The sequence below is a fragment of the Pseudomonas sp. GP01-A4 genome (assembly GCF_058780865.1).
Genome location: NZ_JBYSWF010000002.1, coordinates 87,370 through 104,265, shown reverse-complemented (window position 1 = coordinate 104,265; position 16,896 = coordinate 87,370). Strand labels below are relative to the sequence as shown.

Genomic DNA, 16,896 nt, shown 5'->3' with positions numbered 1-16,896 from the left:
GTTACTCCAGGTCTGACAGTTTGCTGCGTGTACGGGCGTTTTTTTCGCTCTCAACACGGGCCAGTTCCGCACGCACGGCCCGCGCAATTGCCATGGCATCCATACCCTGACTGGGATGGATGTTTATTTCGTACTGATCGTGGCTGTCGTAAGTGGGGCTGCTCATCGCGCTGATGGGCGGGCGGTCATCAATTGCCAGCGCCGTTCCGCTCATCGTGCCCAGGGTCATTGCGCCGGCGGCAGTGAGTTGTTTGCTGAACTTGCTCAGTGCGGTGAGTGGCCCCCCTTCACCGTTTTCGAGCCCCTGTGTCAGTCCCGCCATGGTGAAGCCGCCCAGCTCCGCAAACACCCGCGATGGGCTGTGTATACCGAGCTTTTCCTTGAACCACCCAATGGTCGAGTCTCCGATCGATACGATGGTGTCTTTCACCAAGCCCATGCCGGATATCAAGCCGTTCACCAACCCATTGACGATCATGCTGCCGAACTCGGTGAACCGTGACGGCAGCTCAATACCCAGATAGCTCAGTACCCCGGCGAAGGCTTGGTACACGAGCCCCAACGGACTGAAGTTCACCAGCGTGGCGATGATGCCGCCGATGCCGCCATCGAATCCGGCCTTGATCTCCGTCCAGGCGTTGCTGAAATATAGCTTCACTGCGTCCCAGTTCCGGTAGATCAAGTAGGCGCCGCCGGCAATTGCGGCGACAACGGCGGCGATGATCAGAACGATCGGATTAGCCGCAAGGCCCCACAGGGCAATGCCTACCATCCGAATTGCTGTCAGCAGCGCGCCGCCCATGGTCCCGGCCAGCAAGCGAATGCCCTGCATTAGCATCGGGAACGCGTTTTTGGCGAGGCCAACCAATGTCGGGAACAGCCGCTGGGCGACGGCAACCACCCCGGCGCTCTTGAGGCCGAACAAGCCCATGCCGTAGCTGACCACGGCAAAGGGTCCGATCAAGCTGGCCAGGGTCAAGGCTAGCGCACCGAAGACACCCGCCAGCACGCCGACCACCATCAGGGTTTTCGTCATGGCAGCGGCGGCTGCAGGGTTCTCCTTCATCCATGCGGTGACGCCCTTGATCGCTGCGGTGATGCTTTTCAGCGCCTCGACGTAGGTGGGCAGAATCGCGTCGCTCATTTCCCGGTAGGCATTGGCTTTTTGTGCGAGCAGTTCCAGCTCAGCACCCTGAGCGGTGTTCATGCCTTTGTCGTAGAGCTGGTCGATGCCGTCGGCACCGGCATTGAGCTTGGCATTTTTGTGGATCTGCTCACGCTGCAAGTACATCTGCGCGAACAGGTTGGAGGCGGTTCGGTTGGAGAAAATGCTGCCTATGCTATCCAGCACCTGCTTCTTGTCCGTGATGCCTTTGGCGGCCAGCTGCGGCAGCAGGATTTTCTCCATCCACTCGAACTGGTTCTCACGAAACAGCTCACTGCCCTTGATCGCACCGACGTCGAGGAAAGCAATTTGCCCAGCCTTGTCATGCTTGACCTTGGCCGGGTCGACCAGGCCCAGTTGTTCTAGATTGTTCGCCGCACGTTTGGTGGTCTTGCCCTGGTAGATGTTGGAATAGGCGCTCATCATCGCTGTACCCACACGATGGCCACCCATTTCCTGCACCAGCGGTTCCATCTGGTAGTAGAACGCTTCGTCCTTGATGCCCTTGGCCGCTACACCGCCGGTCTTGATCACGTTCAGCCATTCATTCGGCCCAACACGGCCACCGGTGGCGGTAAGGATGCGCTGCACGATATCGGCTTGATTGATGAACGCTTCTTTACTGGCCAGGCCACCGCGCAGCTCAATCACCTTGAGCATATCCATGAACTTGCGTTCGTTCTCAGAGCCTTCTTCCTCACCGTACATCGCGTGGTTGGCAAACTTCATTTTCGCCAATTTGGGAGCAACCATTTCCGCTTCATGCTCGTCGGCAAACACCGTCATTGCATCCCGAACCAACGTTAGGTTTTCCGTCACGCTGGTGCCGTAGGTTTTCATGCGCTTGGCAAACTCAATCGCTTTGCCGGTGTCTTCCTTGCCCAGGCCCAGGGCGGCAACACGGTTTTCTTCAAGCGCGAACTGTTTACCCTCTTGTAGAGGCGCGTAAAGGCCATGGCCGATGGCGTATCCCGTGCCCATACCGGCGGCGCCTGCCATAGCAGCGTTGCCGGCGAACTGCTTGCGCCCGCTGTATGTGCTGTCGAGGCGTGCCCGGGTTTTTGCTGCGCGTTCCTGATTGGCGTTCAGGGCTCGCAGACGGCGCCCCTGCTCAGCAATGCTGTTGTTGGTGGCGCTAATCTGCTCACGTAACTGACGTTCGTGGGTGCTAAGATTTTTGGTGCTGATACCTGCATCGGAAAGCTTGGACCGCAGCCCCTGGAGCTGTATGCCTTGCTGTAGGTGTTCTTGTTTTAGGCGTTGGGCTTCGCGCACAGCTGCGCGAAAGTCCTTGGTCATTGCTCTGGTCGGGGCGCCGGTCGCGGCGAATTGCTGGCTGAGGGCTTTAACTCGTTCGCGGGCGGCGTCCAGAGATTGCTTGGTTTCGTCGGCGGCAGTTTTTTGGGAGCGCCAGGCGCTCACATCTTTCTGCTGGGTGTTGAGTTCTTTCAGGCGGTCACGAGCGGCCTTGAGTGCGCGGGCCGTTTCGGTGCTGCCCCCGGTGATTTTCTTCAACGGGCCGGTTGCTTTGTCGATGGCGTCAAGCAACACCCGCAGTTTTAAATCATTTGCCATCGACGCTGCTCCGAATACGCGCCCGTTCGCGCCAGTCCATCAGTTCCTGCAGGCCCAGCTGATCCATGTCACCCGGCGCCCAGTGAAAAACCACGGCCAGATCGGCCATGGCGTCTTCTACGCAACGAGGGATGCATCCGTCTTCAGTTGCTTCTGCAACAAAAAACCAGACACCTTGTTGCCGAGGATGAACAGGTCGGCAGGGTCCATGCCGGCAAGCTCGACGGCCGTAAGGGTCGGGGTGCTGATGCGCGGCAGCACTTTGAGGAGGCTAGCAACGTCCATGTTCAGCAACTCGGCCAAGCTAACGCCGCGCAGTTCGCCCGAGTTTGGCTTGCGCAGGCTAATGCTGTCGATGGTGGTTGTGCCACGACGGATCGGTGTATCGAGGATAACGGTGTTGTCGTCGACCAATGGTTTAACGTCAGTCTGTGCGGTAGCTGCGGTGTCCATGAGTAAAGCTCCTAGTGATGGGCAAACGGTTATGGCGCGGTGGGGCTATCAAAAGCCGAGGGCGTTACGCTGTTTCTCCAGCATGTCAACACCGTCAACCTTCTCGATGAAGTTGAGCAGGTCGACTTCGATGATCTCTTCGTTGTCGACGGTCAACTTGTAGTAGGTGCAGCTTGTTTTGATGGTGTGCTCAGTGTCCTCGCCTGGCTTTGCTTCGCCCATTTCAATGGACTCATGACGCCCACGGACGACAATTTCTACGGCGCTGACTTCTCCCGTATCGTCCTGCTCAAAGGCACCTGCAAAGCGCAAGGCCACACCGGACGCGTTGGCCATACCGAACTGTTTCAGGCTGATCAGATCCAGGCCACCTGTCTTCCATTCGAACTGGATACCGTCGTCGGAAAAGCCAAGGTCAGCCTTGACCGGGCCATTCATGCCACCGCCGCGATAGGCTTCCATCTTGCGGCCGAGCACGGGCAGGGTGATGGACTTCACCACCCCCCTGTAGATGTTGGCGTCGTTGAACAACATGAGGTTCTTGAGTTTGCGTGGCATAGCCATGGCGGTCTTCTCCGGGTATTTGGCAACGGGTCAACTCCCCTCGCGGGGAGCCCCGGTTTAGCCGTTGATCTGGCTGGCGAACTGCATCAGGTAGCGGTCGGTGATGCGCTGGCGCAGGGTGAGGTCTTCCAGCGGCGGCACAGGCGTGTAGTCGTAATCGATCGTCAGCTTGCCGGCCTTCAGGGTGTCCTTGTCGTTGATATCTTCCGGGTACCAGGCGCTGCCGCCGATCAGGTAGCCCTGGGCGATCAGCTCGCGAAACTTGGCGTTGATGCCTTCAAGGATGTCCCGCACCAGGGAGGCGTGCATGGGCTTGTCCACAGCCCACATGTGCGCCTCGGCCATGGTATCGGCGAGGATCTGCGCGGTACGGGTGTAGTTTTCGAAGGCGAACAGCGGATCGTCGCTGCAGGTTCGGCTACCCCAGAAGCGGAAGCCGCCCTCGTTGATCAGGGTCGTGACCTCGTTGCTATTGAGGTAGTTGGCATCGGTAGCCGGGTTTTGCAGATCCCAGAACACGTCGGCGCTGATACCGGTCACGCCGTTGACGGCAACGTTGGAGAGAGTCTTGTGCCAGCCGGTTTCCTGATCGATCTTCGCCCGCAGGCCCAGGGCGCGTGCAACTGCCGAGGCGGTAACGGTCTTGCTGGTGACGGTGTCCCAATTGAGGAAGTCTGGCCAGATCACCATGGCTTCGCGGGCGCCGAAATTTTCGCGGTAAGCGACCACCTCTTCCTTGGTTTTGCAGTTCCAGGCGCTGACGTACGCGAAGGCGCGCAGGTCTTGGGCAACCGACACCAAAGCCGTAGCCACCTGCAAACTGTCGAGGCCTGGTACGCCAAGGATGCGCGGCGTCATGCCCACGCGGGCCTTGGCGGCGAGCAGAGCTTTCATGCCGGTGTATTTGCCGTCGGCCGTGGTGGTGCCGATCAGGGCGCTGGTGGTGGTCGCTTCGTCAGCGCCTTCCTTGACCCGCACCACGATTGTGTATGGCTTGGTCTGATCGGCAATTGCCTGCAGGCTGGACGCAAGGGTCCCCTTCACACCGGCTTTGCCGATGGCGGCTTGAACGCTGGTCAGAAGGACAGGTGTGTCCAGCGGGAACATAAGTGGGTCTGCATCCTCAGCCGTGCATACCAGGCCGATGACTGCGGTGGGGATGGTGCGAATGGGGCGGGTGCCGTCGTTGAGTTCGATGACCCGCACGCCGTGGAGATAGTCTGAACCGGCCATGGGTGGTTGCCTGCGCTGTGATGGAATGACAGTGCACAGGCTGCCGCGCGCGCGCCGGTTGGGCGAGCGCGGGGGCTTGTAGGGAGAGGCATTACAGGTTCTTGCGACTACTGTGACTGATCGGCGATCCATGCCGGTGGGGTGGGGCGGTCATCCATTGATGGGAAGGTGGAAGCCTGCGGCCAATCGCGCAAGGCCTGAATGTAGACCAGTAGCTCGTTAAATTGAATCGCTGAAAGAGAAGGCGTTACCCCAATTTCCTGCTGATCTCGATGGCGCTCTCGCAGCCATTTGACCGACTCGATTTCGCTATCGCGCCATTGGCGCTCGGCGTTGATCAAGCCAGTTTGACGCAGGTTTTCGTCAAGTAGCCAATCCTGGCCACCCCAACGAAATCCCATACCTGGGAATGGCTTGTCAGTGACAAAGTCAGGGAGAGCACCAAAAGTTTCCCACTGCGTCGGCTGACCCGTTTCTTTCTGGTACACGGTGCCGCGATGGTCTGCGAGCTGAGTCCACACCTCATCGTTCCCAGGAACATGCACAACCGCAAAGCCTGGCTCTGGCTCAGGTGGCTTTTCAACAAATGCCATACCAGGAATCAGCCAGTTTCCCTCCACCAGAGGATCAGGATCGGCCTGGCATGGCCCAAGGTATTCACCAGTCACAGGGTGGGCTTGATGCACCACCAGTACAGAATCATTCATGGATCACCTCAATATTTGATGCACATAAGTCGTGCGGTGCTGCGTGGGCGCGATTCGCTTCCGCCAGAAGACGAGGTCGCATACTGCGCCTGACCAGGGCTCACACCTGCAATGCCGGTTGCGCTGAGGCCGTAGCTGTTGTTGTGAATCGCACCGTAGAGATGGTTGTGATCCTTGTTTTGCGAGTCTGCCCAACTGCCTACAGTTCTTCCTGGGTCGACGCCTCGACCGTCATCTGCTCCACGGATAAATTCGCCTCGGCTATCGGGCAGGTTGAAAGTCGTACTACCGTCGCCTGCACCATAGGTTGTGCCAATCGCTGCAAAGAGGTTCGCGTAGGCCGCACGCGACACTGCGGCGCCGTTTTCCTTCAGGAAACCTGGCGGCACTGTAGGCCCTGCAAAGGTCATGGTGGTACCAGGCGGCATAATGGTGTTGGGATCAAGATTGCCGCTGTGCCACAGCTTGCGTGTATTGCCCCATACACCGCCTGCGCGGGCGCCACGCACATAGATATCAGGCTCAACCAACCCTTGGCGAAAGCCAAGTTGGCCCGCGTATCCATTGTTTCCGTATGGGATGTTCACCAGGCCAACGTTATTGGCAAACCCGGTGTTTCCATCGCCGAAGTAGTAGAACCCACCAGGCAAGCCCACAGTGTCAATGGCTGCCGTAGGCGCAGTGGATCCGCCCACACCGTACTGTCCGGTTTTCACGGCGTCAGTGATGCCGTAACCCGCCAAGCTGGTGGCTTTATCCGCTTTGGTGCCAAGCGCCGTCAGTATCGTCGTCGAGAAGTTCGGGTCATTACCCAGTGCCGTCGCCAGTTCCTTAAGCGTATCAAGGGCGCCCGGCGCGCCATCCATTACCGCCGTAATCGCGTCTTGAACCGTTTTTTGAACAAATGCCGCGTTAGCGATCAGTCTGTTATTTGAACCTGTAGGAGCGGTAGGACACTCCGGCAGGCCGGTCAATATCGGATTGTTCGCGGGAGCTTTAAGATTCAGCGCCGTGTCGATCTGCGTGGCGGTATAGCTATTGGTAATGCCATAACCTGCCAGGGTAGTGGCCAGATCCGCCTTGAGTGACGGGTTGAAGTTACCGGCGTGCCATAGCTCTCGCGCCATGCCCCAGGTGTTGGACGCTTTGCAGCCGCGAACAAATACCCGTGGCTCAATGTTGCCCTGTTCAAAACCTATTTGGCCGGCGTAGGTTTTTGCGCCGTAGGGGATGTTTACCAGGCCGATGTTATTGCCGAAACTGGTGTTACCGGCCCCAAAGTAATAGAAGCCACCCGGCAACCCGACAGTATCGATACCCATTTCCGGCGCCGTGGTACCACCCAGCCCGTACTGACCAATAGCCAGGGCGTTGGTAATCCCAAACCCTTCCAGGGTGCTGGGATTGCGCCCAGACTGCACTACGCCGCGCTTATCAGTTGTCACTTGAAAATAGGTGCCAGGCGTCTTGTTGGCCGGCAGCACCGAATCAATCGACAGGTCTACATACTCCCGTGTTGCCAAGACAATTGCGGGGTCAATCTTCAACACCACGTTGGTGATGCTGGAAACGATGAAGTTCATGCGCACGATTTGCGTGCGGCCAGAGCCTTGAGCCAACAGCGGCTTGAAGCTCGGTGCACAGTTGGCTACCGCGACCAGATCACCGTCGGAATCGTAAAGACCAATTTCACGCACCCACCAGCCCCCTACATCGGCGGGGATAACTTGTTCGGCGACCAGTACTGAGGGGTTGGCAGGATCGGTTTTGAGCTGATTGAGCAGCGCACGTCGGCGCTCGTTGATCAGTCTGGTTTGCAGGCGATTGGGAATGGGGTCCGTGCCGCTCGCATCGCCGACACCCATCTGAGTGAGTTTCCACGGAACGCCCAGGGCGTTTGCATTGGCTTGTTTGGCTTCGCCAACAGCCGTCAGAATTGCAAAAAATTGCGAGTTGGAATCGATCATGGGTACACGTCCAGGGTATCAATGGTGTGTTCGCGGCCAACGGCGCCGAGATAGCCGGTGACTTCAATGTCGTGTTGCGTGGGCGGGTAAACGTTGATTTCATCGCCCTCGTAGACGGTCACCCCAATGCCGAGTAGGCCTCGTGTTTCGAGGCTGATGGCGAGCCCGGTGAGGTGCCGGCTGCGGGGCTTGGCGTCATCGATCAGGAAGGTGAGTTCCTGATACATCTCTTCGGTGATGCCGGTATCGAGGACGCCAACCTTGAGTGCGAACGTACCTGGCTCACCGTTCGGGACGGTCTGCCACCACTCGATAATCTCAATGAGATAACCCAGCGGCTCGACCACTCGGCGAAGGGCGCCAACGGTGCCTTTGCGCGAATGGATGTAGTACGCGGCACGGATGGCCGCGCGCTTCGTGGCCTCCGACCAAGTGCTGTCCCAGCGGTCCACAGAGAAGGACCAGGCGAGGTAGGGCAGGACGGCCAGCGGGCACAAGTCTGGATTCCACAGCAGGCGCAGTGGGATGGGCACCCGCTGAATCTGCGCTAACGCTACTGCAGCCTGGCGTTCCAGCGGCGTCGAGTTACCAGGCAGCAGGTGTTGGGCGCCCATCATTCCACCCCAACCGATAGCTGAATGGCAAAGCAATACGGGGCCTGGTAAGGCGTAGCGACGATATCGGTCCAGTTCTCCAGCTCGACCTTGCGCACACCTTCAACGTGCAACGCGGCGTGGATCGCAGATTCGGAGACCTCCATGCCCAACCGGCGACGCTGGTGCACATAGGCGCGCAGGCGCTGTTCCGCTGCAGCGCGGGCAGGTTCGGTTTCAGGCCCGCTGGTGAGTAGGTAGAGCTTGGCTTTGACCTGGTAGCGCAGGATCTGCGCCGCCTGAACCGTCAGCCGGTCGGCCACGGGGCGGCGGTCGTCGTCGCTGAGGTAAGTCTTGACCACCTCCAGCAAGCCCGGCTCAGCCGTGCCGTCGACCAGCATGCCCTGCACGGTCACCACCACGACTGCCGGCGATGGACTTTCAGCCGTGGCGTCGGCCACTCGCCCATCCGCCGCGCGGGCGTGAAAGATATAGCTGTTACGTGGGCCGGCGGTGCTGAGGCCTTCCCAGGCCATTTGCGTGCGCTCGCGCAGGCTGTCGTCGGTCTCCATCACTTGCGGGATCGGCGGCGTAGCCGTGGTGTTGGCTGGTTGAATCACCAAGCGCTTGACGTTGTAGTTCGCTGCCAGGTTCTCCAGATCGCTGCCCTTTGCGAATGCGATGAGGTTGGCGGTTGCCGCTTCATTGACCCGCTGACGCCAGATGGTTTCGCGGTAAGCGTTCTCCTCGAGCAGCTTGGTCAGTGGCTCCGACTCCATTTCGAGACGCGCGGCAATTTTCGCTTGTTCTTCGATCGGCCAGAGGCTGATGGCGTAGGCCTTGCGCTCGGCGAGGATCTGCTCGAAATCAATCTGCTCGACGATCTGCGGAGCGGGCAACAGGCTGAGGTCGATGGCGGCGAAGGTGTTCATACGCTGCCTCCGAGCTGGAGGGGCAGGCTTAGGCTGAACGGTTCATTGCTGTCGACCACGCTGCCCTCCAGGTCCAACACTGACTGGCCTTGAAGGGTGGCACCCAAAAATTGCACACGGCTGAGGCTCACCCTCGGTTCCCAGCGCATCAGGGCCATGACCGCGCCTGAATACACCCGCAGGCGTGTGACGTCATTGAAGGGGTGATCCACCAGCTCGGGCAGCAGGCTGCCGTATTCGCGGCGCATAACGCGACTTCCGATGCGGGTGGTGAGGATGTCAGTCAAGCACTGGGCGATATGGTCCAGCTCACCGATGGCGGCGCCGGTTTCTCGGTTCATTCTGGTTTCCCCGTCTTACCGTTGCCTGGCATCACGCCGCCGTGGGGGTGGTTGACCAGGCTGATGCCGGCGGCGATTACGTCGGTGATAACGGTCACGGTGCCGGTGACGTTTTGGTTTCCGGTTTGGATGTAGTCGCCCTGATGGGTGATATCGCCGACGAGATTGATGCCGCCCGTGCTTACCAGGTTGGTGGTACCGCCGTTGGCCAGGGTCGCGTTGAGGTGATGGGCGACACTGTCGTACTCGATCACCGTGCCGTCTGCGTAGGTGCGGCGGTGTAGGCCAGGGCGGTTGCCGTTGGCGGGGATGTGGTCGCTGAAAAGGCCTGTGACAACTACACCATTGGCGAGTTGACCGGATGGGCTGAACAACATGACTTGTTCGCCCATGGTCGGAGGGTCCCACACCTGATCGGCTCCGGCGCGTTGGACGATCCAAGGCAGCCAGGCAGTCGTAAGTTCGCCGGTTTTCACCTTCACACGGGGAGGCTCCATCTGCACGGCGTCAATGACGCCGAAGCGGATGAGATTTTCAAGCATGCGGGCAAAGGCGGCGAAATCGTTCATGGCGGCGATGGTGACGCCACGCGCGTGCGGGTGCAGCTTCGTCGCCTTGTAGGAGGGGGAGTTACAGTGTCAGGTGTGCGAGCAGGCTATCGCGAATTAAATCTAGGTCAGCATCAGTGAACCCCAAAACCTCCCGCTGCTCGTAGCGCACGTCAGGAGCGCCAGGCTCTGCACGATCCTTCAAACCATACTGGTGAACCCTGGCAATGCGGGCAATACGGCCGGTGAACCCAACCGTTACGGCATTGCTATCACCACGGACCTTCAAATATGAAGCCGTCCGTAGTTTCTTGAACATCGCCAGCTTTCGGCGAATCCGTCCCTGCTTCCCTCGCAGGTCCCGCTTTTTGCGAGGGGCATACTTGCTCCCGTCCGGGTTTTCCTGAGCCATCACTCGTTTCTGCTGGCTGCGGCGCAACTCCTGTCCAATGGTCCGAGCCAGTTTGCTGCGCTCCCCAGGCTCCAACCGTGCCAGTAGAACCGCTGCCCAGGTCTCCAGCGCCTCCAGGTTACTTGCCATCGGGCACAATCCATTCACTGGTGTTGCCCTGGGCCCCCGGCTTCCAATTCGGATCGAGGTAGCCCGGCACGTACTGTGGTTCGTTCGGGTGTTTGACAGTGGTATTGCCCTGGTCGTCATTGCCCACGACGACGCGCTCTGTCAGTTGCAGAGTAATACTGAGGTCCACCTTGTTCTTGTCCAGGATGTCGGCTTCGAACTGAATACCGTTCTTGACCTTGTCGAGGCTTTCCAGCAGTTCGGATTGATTGACGCTGAGCCAGCCCAGAATTGGCAGGATCACGCTATCGGGATGACCGGCGAACTCGGTGAGGATGATCTGCAGGTCAAAGCTGTATTCAAACGACAGGGTATGGGCAGCGGTGCAACGAACCCTACCGTTGTCGATGAATATCAGCAGGCGGTCGGGGTTGTGCTTGAACTCGGCAACGGTGGCTAGCAGGTGGGCGCGCAGGCTTTCGGGCTTGTTCATGGTTGGGCCTGCTGTTGCTTGTAGACCATGTCGACCTGGGCGGCGCAGTCGGCCCAGGCAGCTTCCGCGCGGTCCAAATCGCTCAACTGGTCACCGTTATTGCGCGGGCTGGTCGCTGGTAGTTGGCACGGTACCACGGCCGGACAGCCAGTCACGGTAAGCTGCGGCGCCGGTGAGAGCGGGGCGCTCGCGCAGCCGGCGAGCAGCGTCAGGCAAAGGCTGATCAGCCCAGTTGCGTAGTTCGGCGTTTTCACGTTTCAGGTCCTCTATGGTTCGCTCGCGTTTCGCCAGACCCTGGCGCAGTTGATCCTGTTGGACGCGCAGGTTGCTCTGGGCGTCGCGCTCCTGTTTCAAGGTAGCGATGAGGGTGTTGGCGGTTTCCAGGTTGCGGTCAGCGTCCTTCCGGGCATCCGTGGCCTCCTTTGCTGCAAGCTTGGTCTTGTTCTCTGCGGCATTGATGCGCTGTTGCTGGCCCCAGATAATCAGCGACAGGGCGCCCAGCAGGGCGAGGCCATACAGGGCCTGGCGCAGGGTGCTCACGCGCGGTACCAGCCGAGTTTGTTCATGGCTGCGGTGTCGAGCTGCTTGATGGGGCCACGCACGATCACGGCCCGGGCGCCGTTCATTATCTGGATGGACTCGGCCAGGAGCTGCATGTCGTCATGTTCGGACGACGCGGGCACCACCAGCACGTCACCATCCTGCACCCGCAGTTTTTCTACCGCGTCGAAGTCGATCATGCCGCCACCCCTTGTCCGCACTCACAGCCTGCGTGCCGCTCGTAGGCACGCTGGAGCTTGGTGTCGTAGAGATTGCGCAGATAATCCGGCCCGTTGTAGAGCTTGGCGAACTCGGCCCATTTGCGCGCTTTCAGGGCCTTGTGTAGCACCGGGTCGGTTTCGATGAAGCGGGTGAAGGCGTCAAACTGCTGTGATTCGCCGGCACTCATTGCCGCCACAAAGTCCTGCACGCTGGCATAGCCGAGGCGCTTCCAGTGGAAGCCCATGATCTGGAAGGCGCCCCAGGAAGCCGACTCCAAGGCGCAGGTGTCATCGATCAGGCGGGCCATGGCCAGGCGTTGGTGCTCGGCGGTACCGCCGATGTATCCGCCTGGCTTTGGGTTGACCAGGGCGGGGTTGGCGGCGGCGAGCTGGTCGGCGTGACGTTTGAGTTCGGCTGGGTCATCGCCCGCGTTTCGAGCCGTGGCGAGCTGGCGGTACATGATGTGGCGTTCGAACAGGATTACTGGCTTGCCGTTGTCGAGGAAGCCCTTGCCCTTGGATTCCACCTCATTGACCGCGTAGATGCTCGCAAGCGGTACGCCGAGACGTTCGGCAGCTAGCACCAGGTCGTTGTTGCGCAGCAGTTGGGTACAGTCACCACCTGCAAGACTGGCTTGAGTCTTGGTGCCGGCGACGCCGTCGGCGACCAGGCCCACCGTGACCTGGTACGCGCGGACGGCGGCCTCGGTGGCGTCGCCGTAGTCACCATCCGGCGCCAGGTTGGCACCGTGCTTGTTGAGATTCTTTTGCAGCATCAGCACCGCTTGCGAGCGGTCGCCGTGGCGGAGGGTGGTGGTCATGCGCTGGGCCTCAACAGGGCGGCGACGTTGCCGCGTGAACGGAATATCAGGGTGCAGAGCAGAACGCTGGACACGGCCTGCCAGAGGCTGGTGGGCTGGCGGTCAAGGAGAATTTCCAGACCGCAGATGCACAATGTGGCGCCAAACAGGCTCGCCAGTAGCGAAATACTGCGCCGATATCGTGCATCTCCTCGGGTGTAGCAAGCCAGGCGCAGGGCGCTCAGCAGGTAGGCGATTGCCGTGATGACTTGAACAGCCAATTCGATGTTCTGCATATCAGGTGCCCCCTCTGATGCGACGCCAGATGTCCCAGATATCCGCCTTTTCCACCCAAACCATCAGTTTGATGCTGATGGGGATGACCACCAGGGCACAGATAAAGGCGCTGCCACCGCTGGTGATAAACGGAATTGCCTGTAAAGCCATTGGCGCGAATAAGTAGCCCACACCGGCCGAAAGGAATAGTGAGCCCAGCCGTTGCCAGACCTTCAGGTCATGCTTGGTGCTGGTAACTAGCCAGGCACCGAGGATGGCGCCAAATAGTGCCCCGTCATCAATGACTGGCGTGACGCTGGCCAGGCCCAAGCCAATGAGCAGGCCAGACACAACGCTGGAAGTCGGATCAGCCATGTCGTGGGTTTCCTTGGTTGCAGAGGGTCAGTTCCATAGCTGCACCATCTGCCGCTGGGGCGCGCTGGTTTGGGCTTCGGGCATGTTGACGACAAGGCCGTGCGGCAGGATGGGGCCGTAGTCAGCCAGGCCGGGGTTGGCTTCAAGCACGGCCTCGGTGACGCCAGCAGTACGGCCGTAGAACCGCCAGCAGAGGGCGTCAACGGTGTCGTTTTGGTTCGTGCGGACAGCGACGGGCATCAGATCAACTCCACGGTGGTGCGGCTTAAACCGAGGAAGTCACGCACGGCCCAGCGCAGATCGCGGCGGTAGTCGTCGATGGTCGGGGCTGTTTCTTCTGCTTTATCGGTGCCGGTGTTGGTTGCGCTGTAGTCGCGGTACCGCTCGCAAACCTCGGCGCCGGTACCGGCCTCGATCGCACGCCGGTATAGGTGGGCCTGTACCGATACATCGTTGATCTTGTCGTCTGGGACATCGGCCAGCTTGGTGTAGCCGGCGGCCAGCTGCTGGGCCTTCCACGACTTCAGCTCGCGATTGAGGTTGATCGCTGCAGCGATTACGGCCGTTTCCAGGCGAGCGGGAGTGACGCTGTTGTCGATGCGTAGAGTGGCGCGGAGCTGCTCAAGGTCGATTGAGGGCCAGAACGGGTCGGTGTTGATGTGACCGCCGGTGACTGGGCCGCTGGCTACAAATGCGCTCATGGAACAGCACTCAAAATGGGTCGCCGGTGGTCGGGGCTTCACGTTCAGGAGGAGCGGCCTGGCCGATCCGCCCCGAGCCGGCGGGGTGCGTGGGGACGCTCAGTTAGCTGCTGGGAGCAGCAAATTTTTTGAGGAGGCGCTCAACGCGCTCCAAATCCTTCTTGCCACCGCAGTTGGTGTTCAGCTCGATGGCGCGGGCCAAGTGGGTTTTGGCGGACTCCAGAGTGCCGAGGACGATCAGGCGGTTTCCTGCTGGATCCTCGTCGGAAACTTTCTCGGCATACGCCTTACCCAGTGCCAGGTGCAGCTTGGCCTTGGCCTGATCCGGCATGTCCTCGTCACCTGCTATCTGCTCGGTGCGTAGCAGCAGATCCAGATCAAAGGTTCCGCCGGCCTTCTGCGCTTTCAGCGCCACTTCGGCGATTTCTTCCGCGACGATGGTGCCGGTGGTGCGTTCGAAGCGGTCAGGCATCAGCAGCGCGTGGTGGATCACGTATTCCGCAATGTCTAGGGCACCGGCAAAGTCTGTGGCGTCCATGCGCCAGACCATCAACGTGGTCAGCACCTGGTCCTGGGCGCCTTTGCCTTCGGCGAGAACACCTTCCACGTAGGGGACATACTCAGGCAGCAATTGCCGTTTCAGTTCCGCCTTGCCTTCGGTCGATTGCACCTGTTTCAGGCGCAGATAGTCTTGCTGGAGCTTGGCGAGGTGCAGCTCGTAAACAGATGCGCCTTCCATGGTCATCGCAGGACCGGCCACGGCAGCCGCTGCAACGGCTGCTGTGACGCGCTGGAAGTGGCGGCGGCAAGGATTGGTCATGGTTGCCCGCCTCAGCTCAGAGTGATGTTTTCGGCCATGGCAGCGCAGCCCAGGTCTTCAATCACATAGCTTTCGTTGACCGATTCGAAGTTCTCGATGCGGTCGCGTTTGGCGTTGTCGACGACGGTGCGGCGCCGGGTGTTTTCCTGCCAGTAGATCGACAGGTTGTCGAGGCGGGTCACCAGCAGGCCGTTGGGCGGGAAGTGCGGCACGCGCACTGCGGGCAAGTTACCGATACGTTTCTGGCTGGTGACGATATCGGCCGCGAGCATTTCGGTCGGCGCCTGGGTTTTGTTGATGATCGGGAAGTACTTGTCGGCCAACAGTTGGCGACCGCAGATCACCACCAGGTCGGTGTCTTCCTGATACCAGGGCTCGATGAACTCGTTGACCATGCTCACGACCAGGGCGTCGATATTTTCGAAGTCCTTTCCGGCGCCGATCTGGATCTTTCCGCTGCCGTCGACGACTTCCTTCATCACACGAGCAGGGTTTTCCAGGCGCATTTTCTCCAGCCAGCCAACGTTGACGTCCTGCAACAGTTGGTTGAGCGTCGGGTTGGAGGTGGCGGCACGACTGGTGCCGTTCCAGCCGATCATGATCCGGTTGAGTGCCTGGGCCTTGATGATGGCGTCGCGAATACGCGCCTGGAAGTCCTTGAACTTGGCCCACTGATCCAGCTTCTGGTAACGGATGCCGGTGTCGAAGTTGGTCTGGGTGCAGACGTACCCCCGGTTGTCCAGTCCGCTCGGGTCGCGCGGCTCGCGGTCCTTGACGGTTGTGTCGGTGGTGCTGGCGATGGTGCCGTCGATACCGATGCCGATTTTTTCACCCGACTGCTCGGACACGCCAAACACGTTGATGGCACTGAGGAAGGCGCTGGACTCCTGAATACGGGTTTCCAGGGTCTGGGCCACGCTCGGTGCGGCGGTAAATTTGGTGGTGACGTCGCTCACGCCATGCAGTTGCGCGAGTTGTTGCAGGTAGGCGTTGTACATGACGCGGGTATCGTTACGCATGGTGTTCTCCGATGTTCCTTGGCTGGGTGTTGTCCGTTTGGTGGATCAGCAGTCGGTGACGAGCGCGCCGTCACCGCCCGTAGCCGGCGGGCGAACGGAGTGCTGCGTTTTTTGTCCCGTGGTGTCCGGGGTTTTTTCGAGCTGAGTAACCAGTGCCGAGAAGTCGGCGGATAGCTTGTCGTGGGCGATCTGCAACTTTTCGCGGGCGGTCTTTTCGGCGGCGAAGGTTTCGCCCTGGCTGGCGACATGCTCCGCCATGGCCTCGACGGCTTCGCCGAGTTCAGTGAATAGAGCGGCGTCCTTGCCTTCCTTGTCCTTGCTCTTGCCGAGGAGTTCGAGAACGCGGGTGAACAGGCCTACGACCTTTCCGCTTTCGTCCTCAACTTCTTCGAATTCAAGTTCGATCTCGACAGCCTCGGAAAACAGGTTGCCAGGATCACGCTTACGGGCTGCCAGTGGGTTCATGTCCGGGTGTTGAGCGCTGAACGTCAGCATCTCGGTGCCCAGACTGGCAGGGGTATCGGTAACCGCGATGCCGTCCAGGTAGGCCCGCCCGGTGTCGGCGAACTTCGGACGAATCTCGATGCTGGTGTACATTTTTTGCCGCGCCTTGTTCATCGTGACCAGGTCGGCGGTCGGCTCAATCTGGGCAAACAGGGCGAGCTTTTTGGCCCCGGCAATATCGACTTCTTCAGTCTTCAGCGCGACCACGTCACCGTAAGCACGGAATGGGCTGTCGGGCAGCAGGCTGCGCATATGCTCGATCCACACTCGCGCACCGTAGGTGTTCTGGCTGTAGGTCTCGGCGGCATCGACCAGCCATTGCCGTTCGATCTGGCGACCGTCGGTGGTGGCGCCTTCGACGGCGACGCGGAAGAACTTGGAGAGCTGTTTTTTGCCTGGGTTGTCGGTTTTGCCGGCCATGCGTGAATCCTCAGAGCGGTGGCTGTGTGCCTTGGCGATGAGCGCATGTTGTTGAGCGCGAGCGCGACGGGCAACGAGGCACTGTTGTAGATCGCGGGACTACAAGGACGGGAGCAAGAACTGTTCGCG

Annotated in this window: 23 protein-coding genes and 1 pseudogene; all 24 read right to left on the bottom strand. The window is 60.0% G+C overall.

Features of this window, described 5'->3' with window-relative positions; genetic code table 11:
• Nucleotide 1: 1 nt before the first annotated feature.
• The 24 genes and pseudogenes from AC3WKX_RS02365 to AC3WKX_RS02250 all read right to left on the bottom strand — a co-directional run bounded on the left by AC3WKX_RS02365 (nt 2) and on the right by AC3WKX_RS02250 (nt 16,767).
• Nucleotides 2-2,740 carry a phage tail tape measure protein gene (locus tag AC3WKX_RS02365; protein ID WP_102604827.1) on the bottom strand — a complete coding sequence of 913 codons (2,739 nt, stop codon included), beginning with the start codon at nt 2,738-2,740 and terminating at the stop codon, nt 2-4.
• Nucleotides 2,730-2,849: a GpE family phage tail protein gene (locus AC3WKX_RS02360; RefSeq protein WP_102604828.1), complete on the bottom strand. Its 120-nt coding sequence runs from the start codon at nt 2,847-2,849 to the stop codon at nt 2,730-2,732. The genes AC3WKX_RS02365 and AC3WKX_RS02360 overlap by 11 nt, the downstream gene beginning before the upstream one ends.
• An 8-nt stretch (nt 2,850-2,857) precedes the next feature.
• Nucleotides 2,858-3,193: a phage tail assembly protein gene (locus AC3WKX_RS02355; RefSeq protein ID WP_057709700.1), complete on the bottom strand. Its 336-nt coding sequence runs from the start codon at nt 3,191-3,193 to the stop codon at nt 2,858-2,860.
• 48 nt (nt 3,194-3,241) lie between these two features.
• Nucleotides 3,242-3,757, bottom strand: coding sequence for a phage major tail tube protein (locus AC3WKX_RS02350; protein WP_102604829.1), 516 nt, complete (start codon nt 3,755-3,757; stop codon nt 3,242-3,244).
• 57 nt (nt 3,758-3,814) lie between these two features.
• Nucleotides 3,815-4,990 carry a phage tail sheath protein gene (locus tag AC3WKX_RS02345; protein ID WP_057709702.1) on the bottom strand — a complete coding sequence of 392 codons (1,176 nt, stop codon included), beginning with the start codon at nt 4,988-4,990 and terminating at the stop codon, nt 3,815-3,817.
• Between the two features lie 107 nt (nt 4,991-5,097).
• On the bottom strand, nt 5,098-5,697 hold the full coding sequence (locus AC3WKX_RS02340; protein WP_102604830.1) for a phage tail assembly chaperone: 600 nt from the start codon (nt 5,695-5,697) through the stop codon (nt 5,098-5,100).
• Nucleotides 5,698-5,705: 8 nt separating this feature from the next.
• Nucleotides 5,706-7,664, bottom strand: coding sequence for a phage tail-collar fiber domain-containing protein (locus AC3WKX_RS02335; protein ID WP_102604831.1), 1,959 nt, complete (start codon nt 7,662-7,664; stop codon nt 5,706-5,708).
• Nucleotides 7,661-8,278 (bottom strand): phage tail protein I, encoded by a 618-nt coding sequence (locus tag AC3WKX_RS02330; RefSeq protein WP_102604832.1) that lies wholly within the window; start codon nt 8,276-8,278, stop codon nt 7,661-7,663. Before AC3WKX_RS02330 ends, AC3WKX_RS02335 begins: the two co-directional genes overlap by 4 nt.
• The gene (locus AC3WKX_RS02325; RefSeq protein ID WP_102604833.1) at nt 8,278-9,189 is read right to left on the bottom strand and encodes a baseplate J/gp47 family protein; all 912 of its coding nucleotides are present in this window, start codon (nt 9,187-9,189) and stop codon (nt 8,278-8,280) included. The genes AC3WKX_RS02330 and AC3WKX_RS02325 overlap by 1 nt, the downstream gene beginning before the upstream one ends.
• A complete protein-coding gene (locus tag AC3WKX_RS02320; protein WP_102604834.1) occupies nt 9,186-9,530 on the bottom strand; it encodes a GPW/gp25 family protein in 345 nt (114 codons plus the stop codon). Before AC3WKX_RS02320 ends, AC3WKX_RS02325 begins: the two co-directional genes overlap by 4 nt.
• Entirely contained in the window at nt 9,527-10,099 is a 573-nt protein-coding gene (locus tag AC3WKX_RS02315; protein WP_102604835.1) for a phage baseplate assembly protein V, read from the bottom strand. The genes AC3WKX_RS02320 and AC3WKX_RS02315 overlap by 4 nt, the downstream gene beginning before the upstream one ends.
• 61 nt (nt 10,100-10,160) lie before the next feature.
• A complete protein-coding gene (locus AC3WKX_RS02310; RefSeq protein ID WP_057709709.1) occupies nt 10,161-10,619 on the bottom strand; it encodes a phage virion morphogenesis protein in 459 nt (152 codons plus the stop codon).
• Complete coding sequence (locus AC3WKX_RS02305) at nt 10,609-11,091, bottom strand: phage tail protein (protein WP_057709710.1); 483 nt, start codon at nt 11,089-11,091, stop codon at nt 10,609-10,611. Before AC3WKX_RS02305 ends, AC3WKX_RS02310 begins: the two co-directional genes overlap by 11 nt.
• Nucleotides 11,088-11,273 (bottom strand): annotated as a pseudogene (lysC, locus tag AC3WKX_RS02300) (Rz1-like lysis system protein LysC); the annotation flags it as partial. The gene AC3WKX_RS02305 and the pseudogene lysC, both read right to left, overlap by 4 nt.
• Nucleotides 11,188-11,631, bottom strand: coding sequence for an Rz-like lysis system protein LysB (lysB, locus tag AC3WKX_RS02295; protein ID WP_102604836.1), 444 nt, complete (start codon nt 11,629-11,631; stop codon nt 11,188-11,190). The gene lysB and the pseudogene lysC, both read right to left, overlap by 86 nt.
• Nucleotides 11,628-11,831, bottom strand: a complete 204-nt coding sequence (locus AC3WKX_RS02290; protein ID WP_010176293.1) for an RraA family protein — start codon at nt 11,829-11,831, stop codon at nt 11,628-11,630. The genes lysB and AC3WKX_RS02290 overlap by 4 nt, the downstream gene beginning before the upstream one ends.
• On the bottom strand, nt 11,828-12,673 hold the full coding sequence (locus AC3WKX_RS02285; protein WP_102604837.1) for an N-acetylmuramidase domain-containing protein: 846 nt from the start codon (nt 12,671-12,673) through the stop codon (nt 11,828-11,830). Before AC3WKX_RS02285 ends, AC3WKX_RS02290 begins: the two co-directional genes overlap by 4 nt.
• On the bottom strand, nt 12,670-12,948 hold the full coding sequence (locus AC3WKX_RS02280; protein ID WP_102604838.1) for a phage holin family protein: 279 nt from the start codon (nt 12,946-12,948) through the stop codon (nt 12,670-12,672). The genes AC3WKX_RS02285 and AC3WKX_RS02280 overlap by 4 nt, the downstream gene beginning before the upstream one ends.
• 1 nt (nt 12,949) lies before the next feature.
• Nucleotides 12,950-13,303 (bottom strand): putative holin, encoded by a 354-nt coding sequence (locus AC3WKX_RS02275; protein WP_102604839.1) that lies wholly within the window; start codon nt 13,301-13,303, stop codon nt 12,950-12,952.
• 27 nt (nt 13,304-13,330) lie between these two features.
• Nucleotides 13,331-13,543 (bottom strand): tail protein X, encoded by a 213-nt coding sequence (locus AC3WKX_RS02270; protein WP_057709715.1) that lies wholly within the window; start codon nt 13,541-13,543, stop codon nt 13,331-13,333.
• Nucleotides 13,543-14,004 carry a head completion/stabilization protein gene (locus tag AC3WKX_RS02265; protein WP_102604840.1) on the bottom strand — a complete coding sequence of 154 codons (462 nt, stop codon included), beginning with the start codon at nt 14,002-14,004 and terminating at the stop codon, nt 13,543-13,545. The genes AC3WKX_RS02270 and AC3WKX_RS02265 overlap by 1 nt, the downstream gene beginning before the upstream one ends.
• Before the next feature lie 103 nt (nt 14,005-14,107).
• Nucleotides 14,108-14,824, bottom strand: a complete 717-nt coding sequence (locus tag AC3WKX_RS02260; protein WP_102604841.1) for a phage terminase small subunit — start codon at nt 14,822-14,824, stop codon at nt 14,108-14,110.
• A gap of 11 nt (nt 14,825-14,835) precedes the next feature.
• Nucleotides 14,836-15,843: a phage major capsid protein, P2 family gene (locus AC3WKX_RS02255; protein ID WP_102604842.1), complete on the bottom strand. Its 1,008-nt coding sequence runs from the start codon at nt 15,841-15,843 to the stop codon at nt 14,836-14,838.
• A gap of 45 nt (nt 15,844-15,888) precedes the next feature.
• Complete coding sequence (locus AC3WKX_RS02250) at nt 15,889-16,767, bottom strand: GPO family capsid scaffolding protein (RefSeq protein WP_102604843.1); 879 nt, start codon at nt 16,765-16,767, stop codon at nt 15,889-15,891.
• Nucleotides 16,768-16,896: the final 129 nt, after the last annotated feature.

Coding starts and splice junctions, on each gene's coding strand:
- AC3WKX_RS02365 (WP_102604827.1), bottom strand. CDS start 2,740: ATGGCAAATGATTTAAAACTGCGGGTGTTGCTTGACGCCATCGACAAA.
- AC3WKX_RS02360 (WP_102604828.1), bottom strand. CDS start 2,849: ATGGCCGATCTGGCCGTGGTTTTTCACTGGGCGCCGGGTGACATGGAT.
- AC3WKX_RS02355 (WP_057709700.1), bottom strand. CDS start 3,193: ATGGACACCGCAGCTACCGCACAGACTGACGTTAAACCATTGGTCGAC.
- AC3WKX_RS02350 (WP_102604829.1), bottom strand. CDS start 3,757: ATGGCTATGCCACGCAAACTCAAGAACCTCATGTTGTTCAACGACGCC.
- AC3WKX_RS02345 (WP_057709702.1), bottom strand. CDS start 4,990: ATGGCCGGTTCAGACTATCTCCACGGCGTGCGGGTCATCGAACTCAAC.
- AC3WKX_RS02340 (WP_102604830.1), bottom strand. CDS start 5,697: ATGAATGATTCTGTACTGGTGGTGCATCAAGCCCACCCTGTGACTGGT.
- AC3WKX_RS02335 (WP_102604831.1), bottom strand. CDS start 7,664: ATGATCGATTCCAACTCGCAATTTTTTGCAATTCTGACGGCTGTTGGC.
- AC3WKX_RS02330 (WP_102604832.1), bottom strand. CDS start 8,278: ATGGGCGCCCAACACCTGCTGCCTGGTAACTCGACGCCGCTGGAACGC.
- AC3WKX_RS02325 (WP_102604833.1), bottom strand. CDS start 9,189: ATGAACACCTTCGCCGCCATCGACCTCAGCCTGTTGCCCGCTCCGCAG.
- AC3WKX_RS02320 (WP_102604834.1), bottom strand. CDS start 9,530: ATGAACCGAGAAACCGGCGCCGCCATCGGTGAGCTGGACCATATCGCC.
- AC3WKX_RS02315 (WP_102604835.1), bottom strand. CDS start 10,099: ATGAACGATTTCGCCGCCTTTGCCCGCATGCTTGAAAATCTCATCCGC.
- AC3WKX_RS02310 (WP_057709709.1), bottom strand. CDS start 10,619: ATGGCAAGTAACCTGGAGGCGCTGGAGACCTGGGCAGCGGTTCTACTG.
- AC3WKX_RS02305 (WP_057709710.1), bottom strand. CDS start 11,091: ATGAACAAGCCCGAAAGCCTGCGCGCCCACCTGCTAGCCACCGTTGCC.
- AC3WKX_RS02290 (WP_010176293.1), bottom strand. CDS start 11,831: ATGATCGACTTCGACGCGGTAGAAAAACTGCGGGTGCAGGATGGTGAC.
- AC3WKX_RS02285 (WP_102604837.1), bottom strand. CDS start 12,673: ATGACCACCACCCTCCGCCACGGCGACCGCTCGCAAGCGGTGCTGATG.
- AC3WKX_RS02280 (WP_102604838.1), bottom strand. CDS start 12,948: ATGCAGAACATCGAATTGGCTGTTCAAGTCATCACGGCAATCGCCTAC.
- AC3WKX_RS02275 (WP_102604839.1), bottom strand. CDS start 13,303: ATGGCTGATCCGACTTCCAGCGTTGTGTCTGGCCTGCTCATTGGCTTG.
- AC3WKX_RS02270 (WP_057709715.1), bottom strand. CDS start 13,543: ATGCCCGTCGCTGTCCGCACGAACCAAAACGACACCGTTGACGCCCTC.
- AC3WKX_RS02265 (WP_102604840.1), bottom strand. CDS start 14,004: ATGAGCGCATTTGTAGCCAGCGGCCCAGTCACCGGCGGTCACATCAAC.
- AC3WKX_RS02260 (WP_102604841.1), bottom strand. CDS start 14,824: ATGACCAATCCTTGCCGCCGCCACTTCCAGCGCGTCACAGCAGCCGTT.
- AC3WKX_RS02255 (WP_102604842.1), bottom strand. CDS start 15,843: ATGCGTAACGATACCCGCGTCATGTACAACGCCTACCTGCAACAACTC.
- AC3WKX_RS02250 (WP_102604843.1), bottom strand. CDS start 16,767: ATGGCCGGCAAAACCGACAACCCAGGCAAAAAACAGCTCTCCAAGTTC.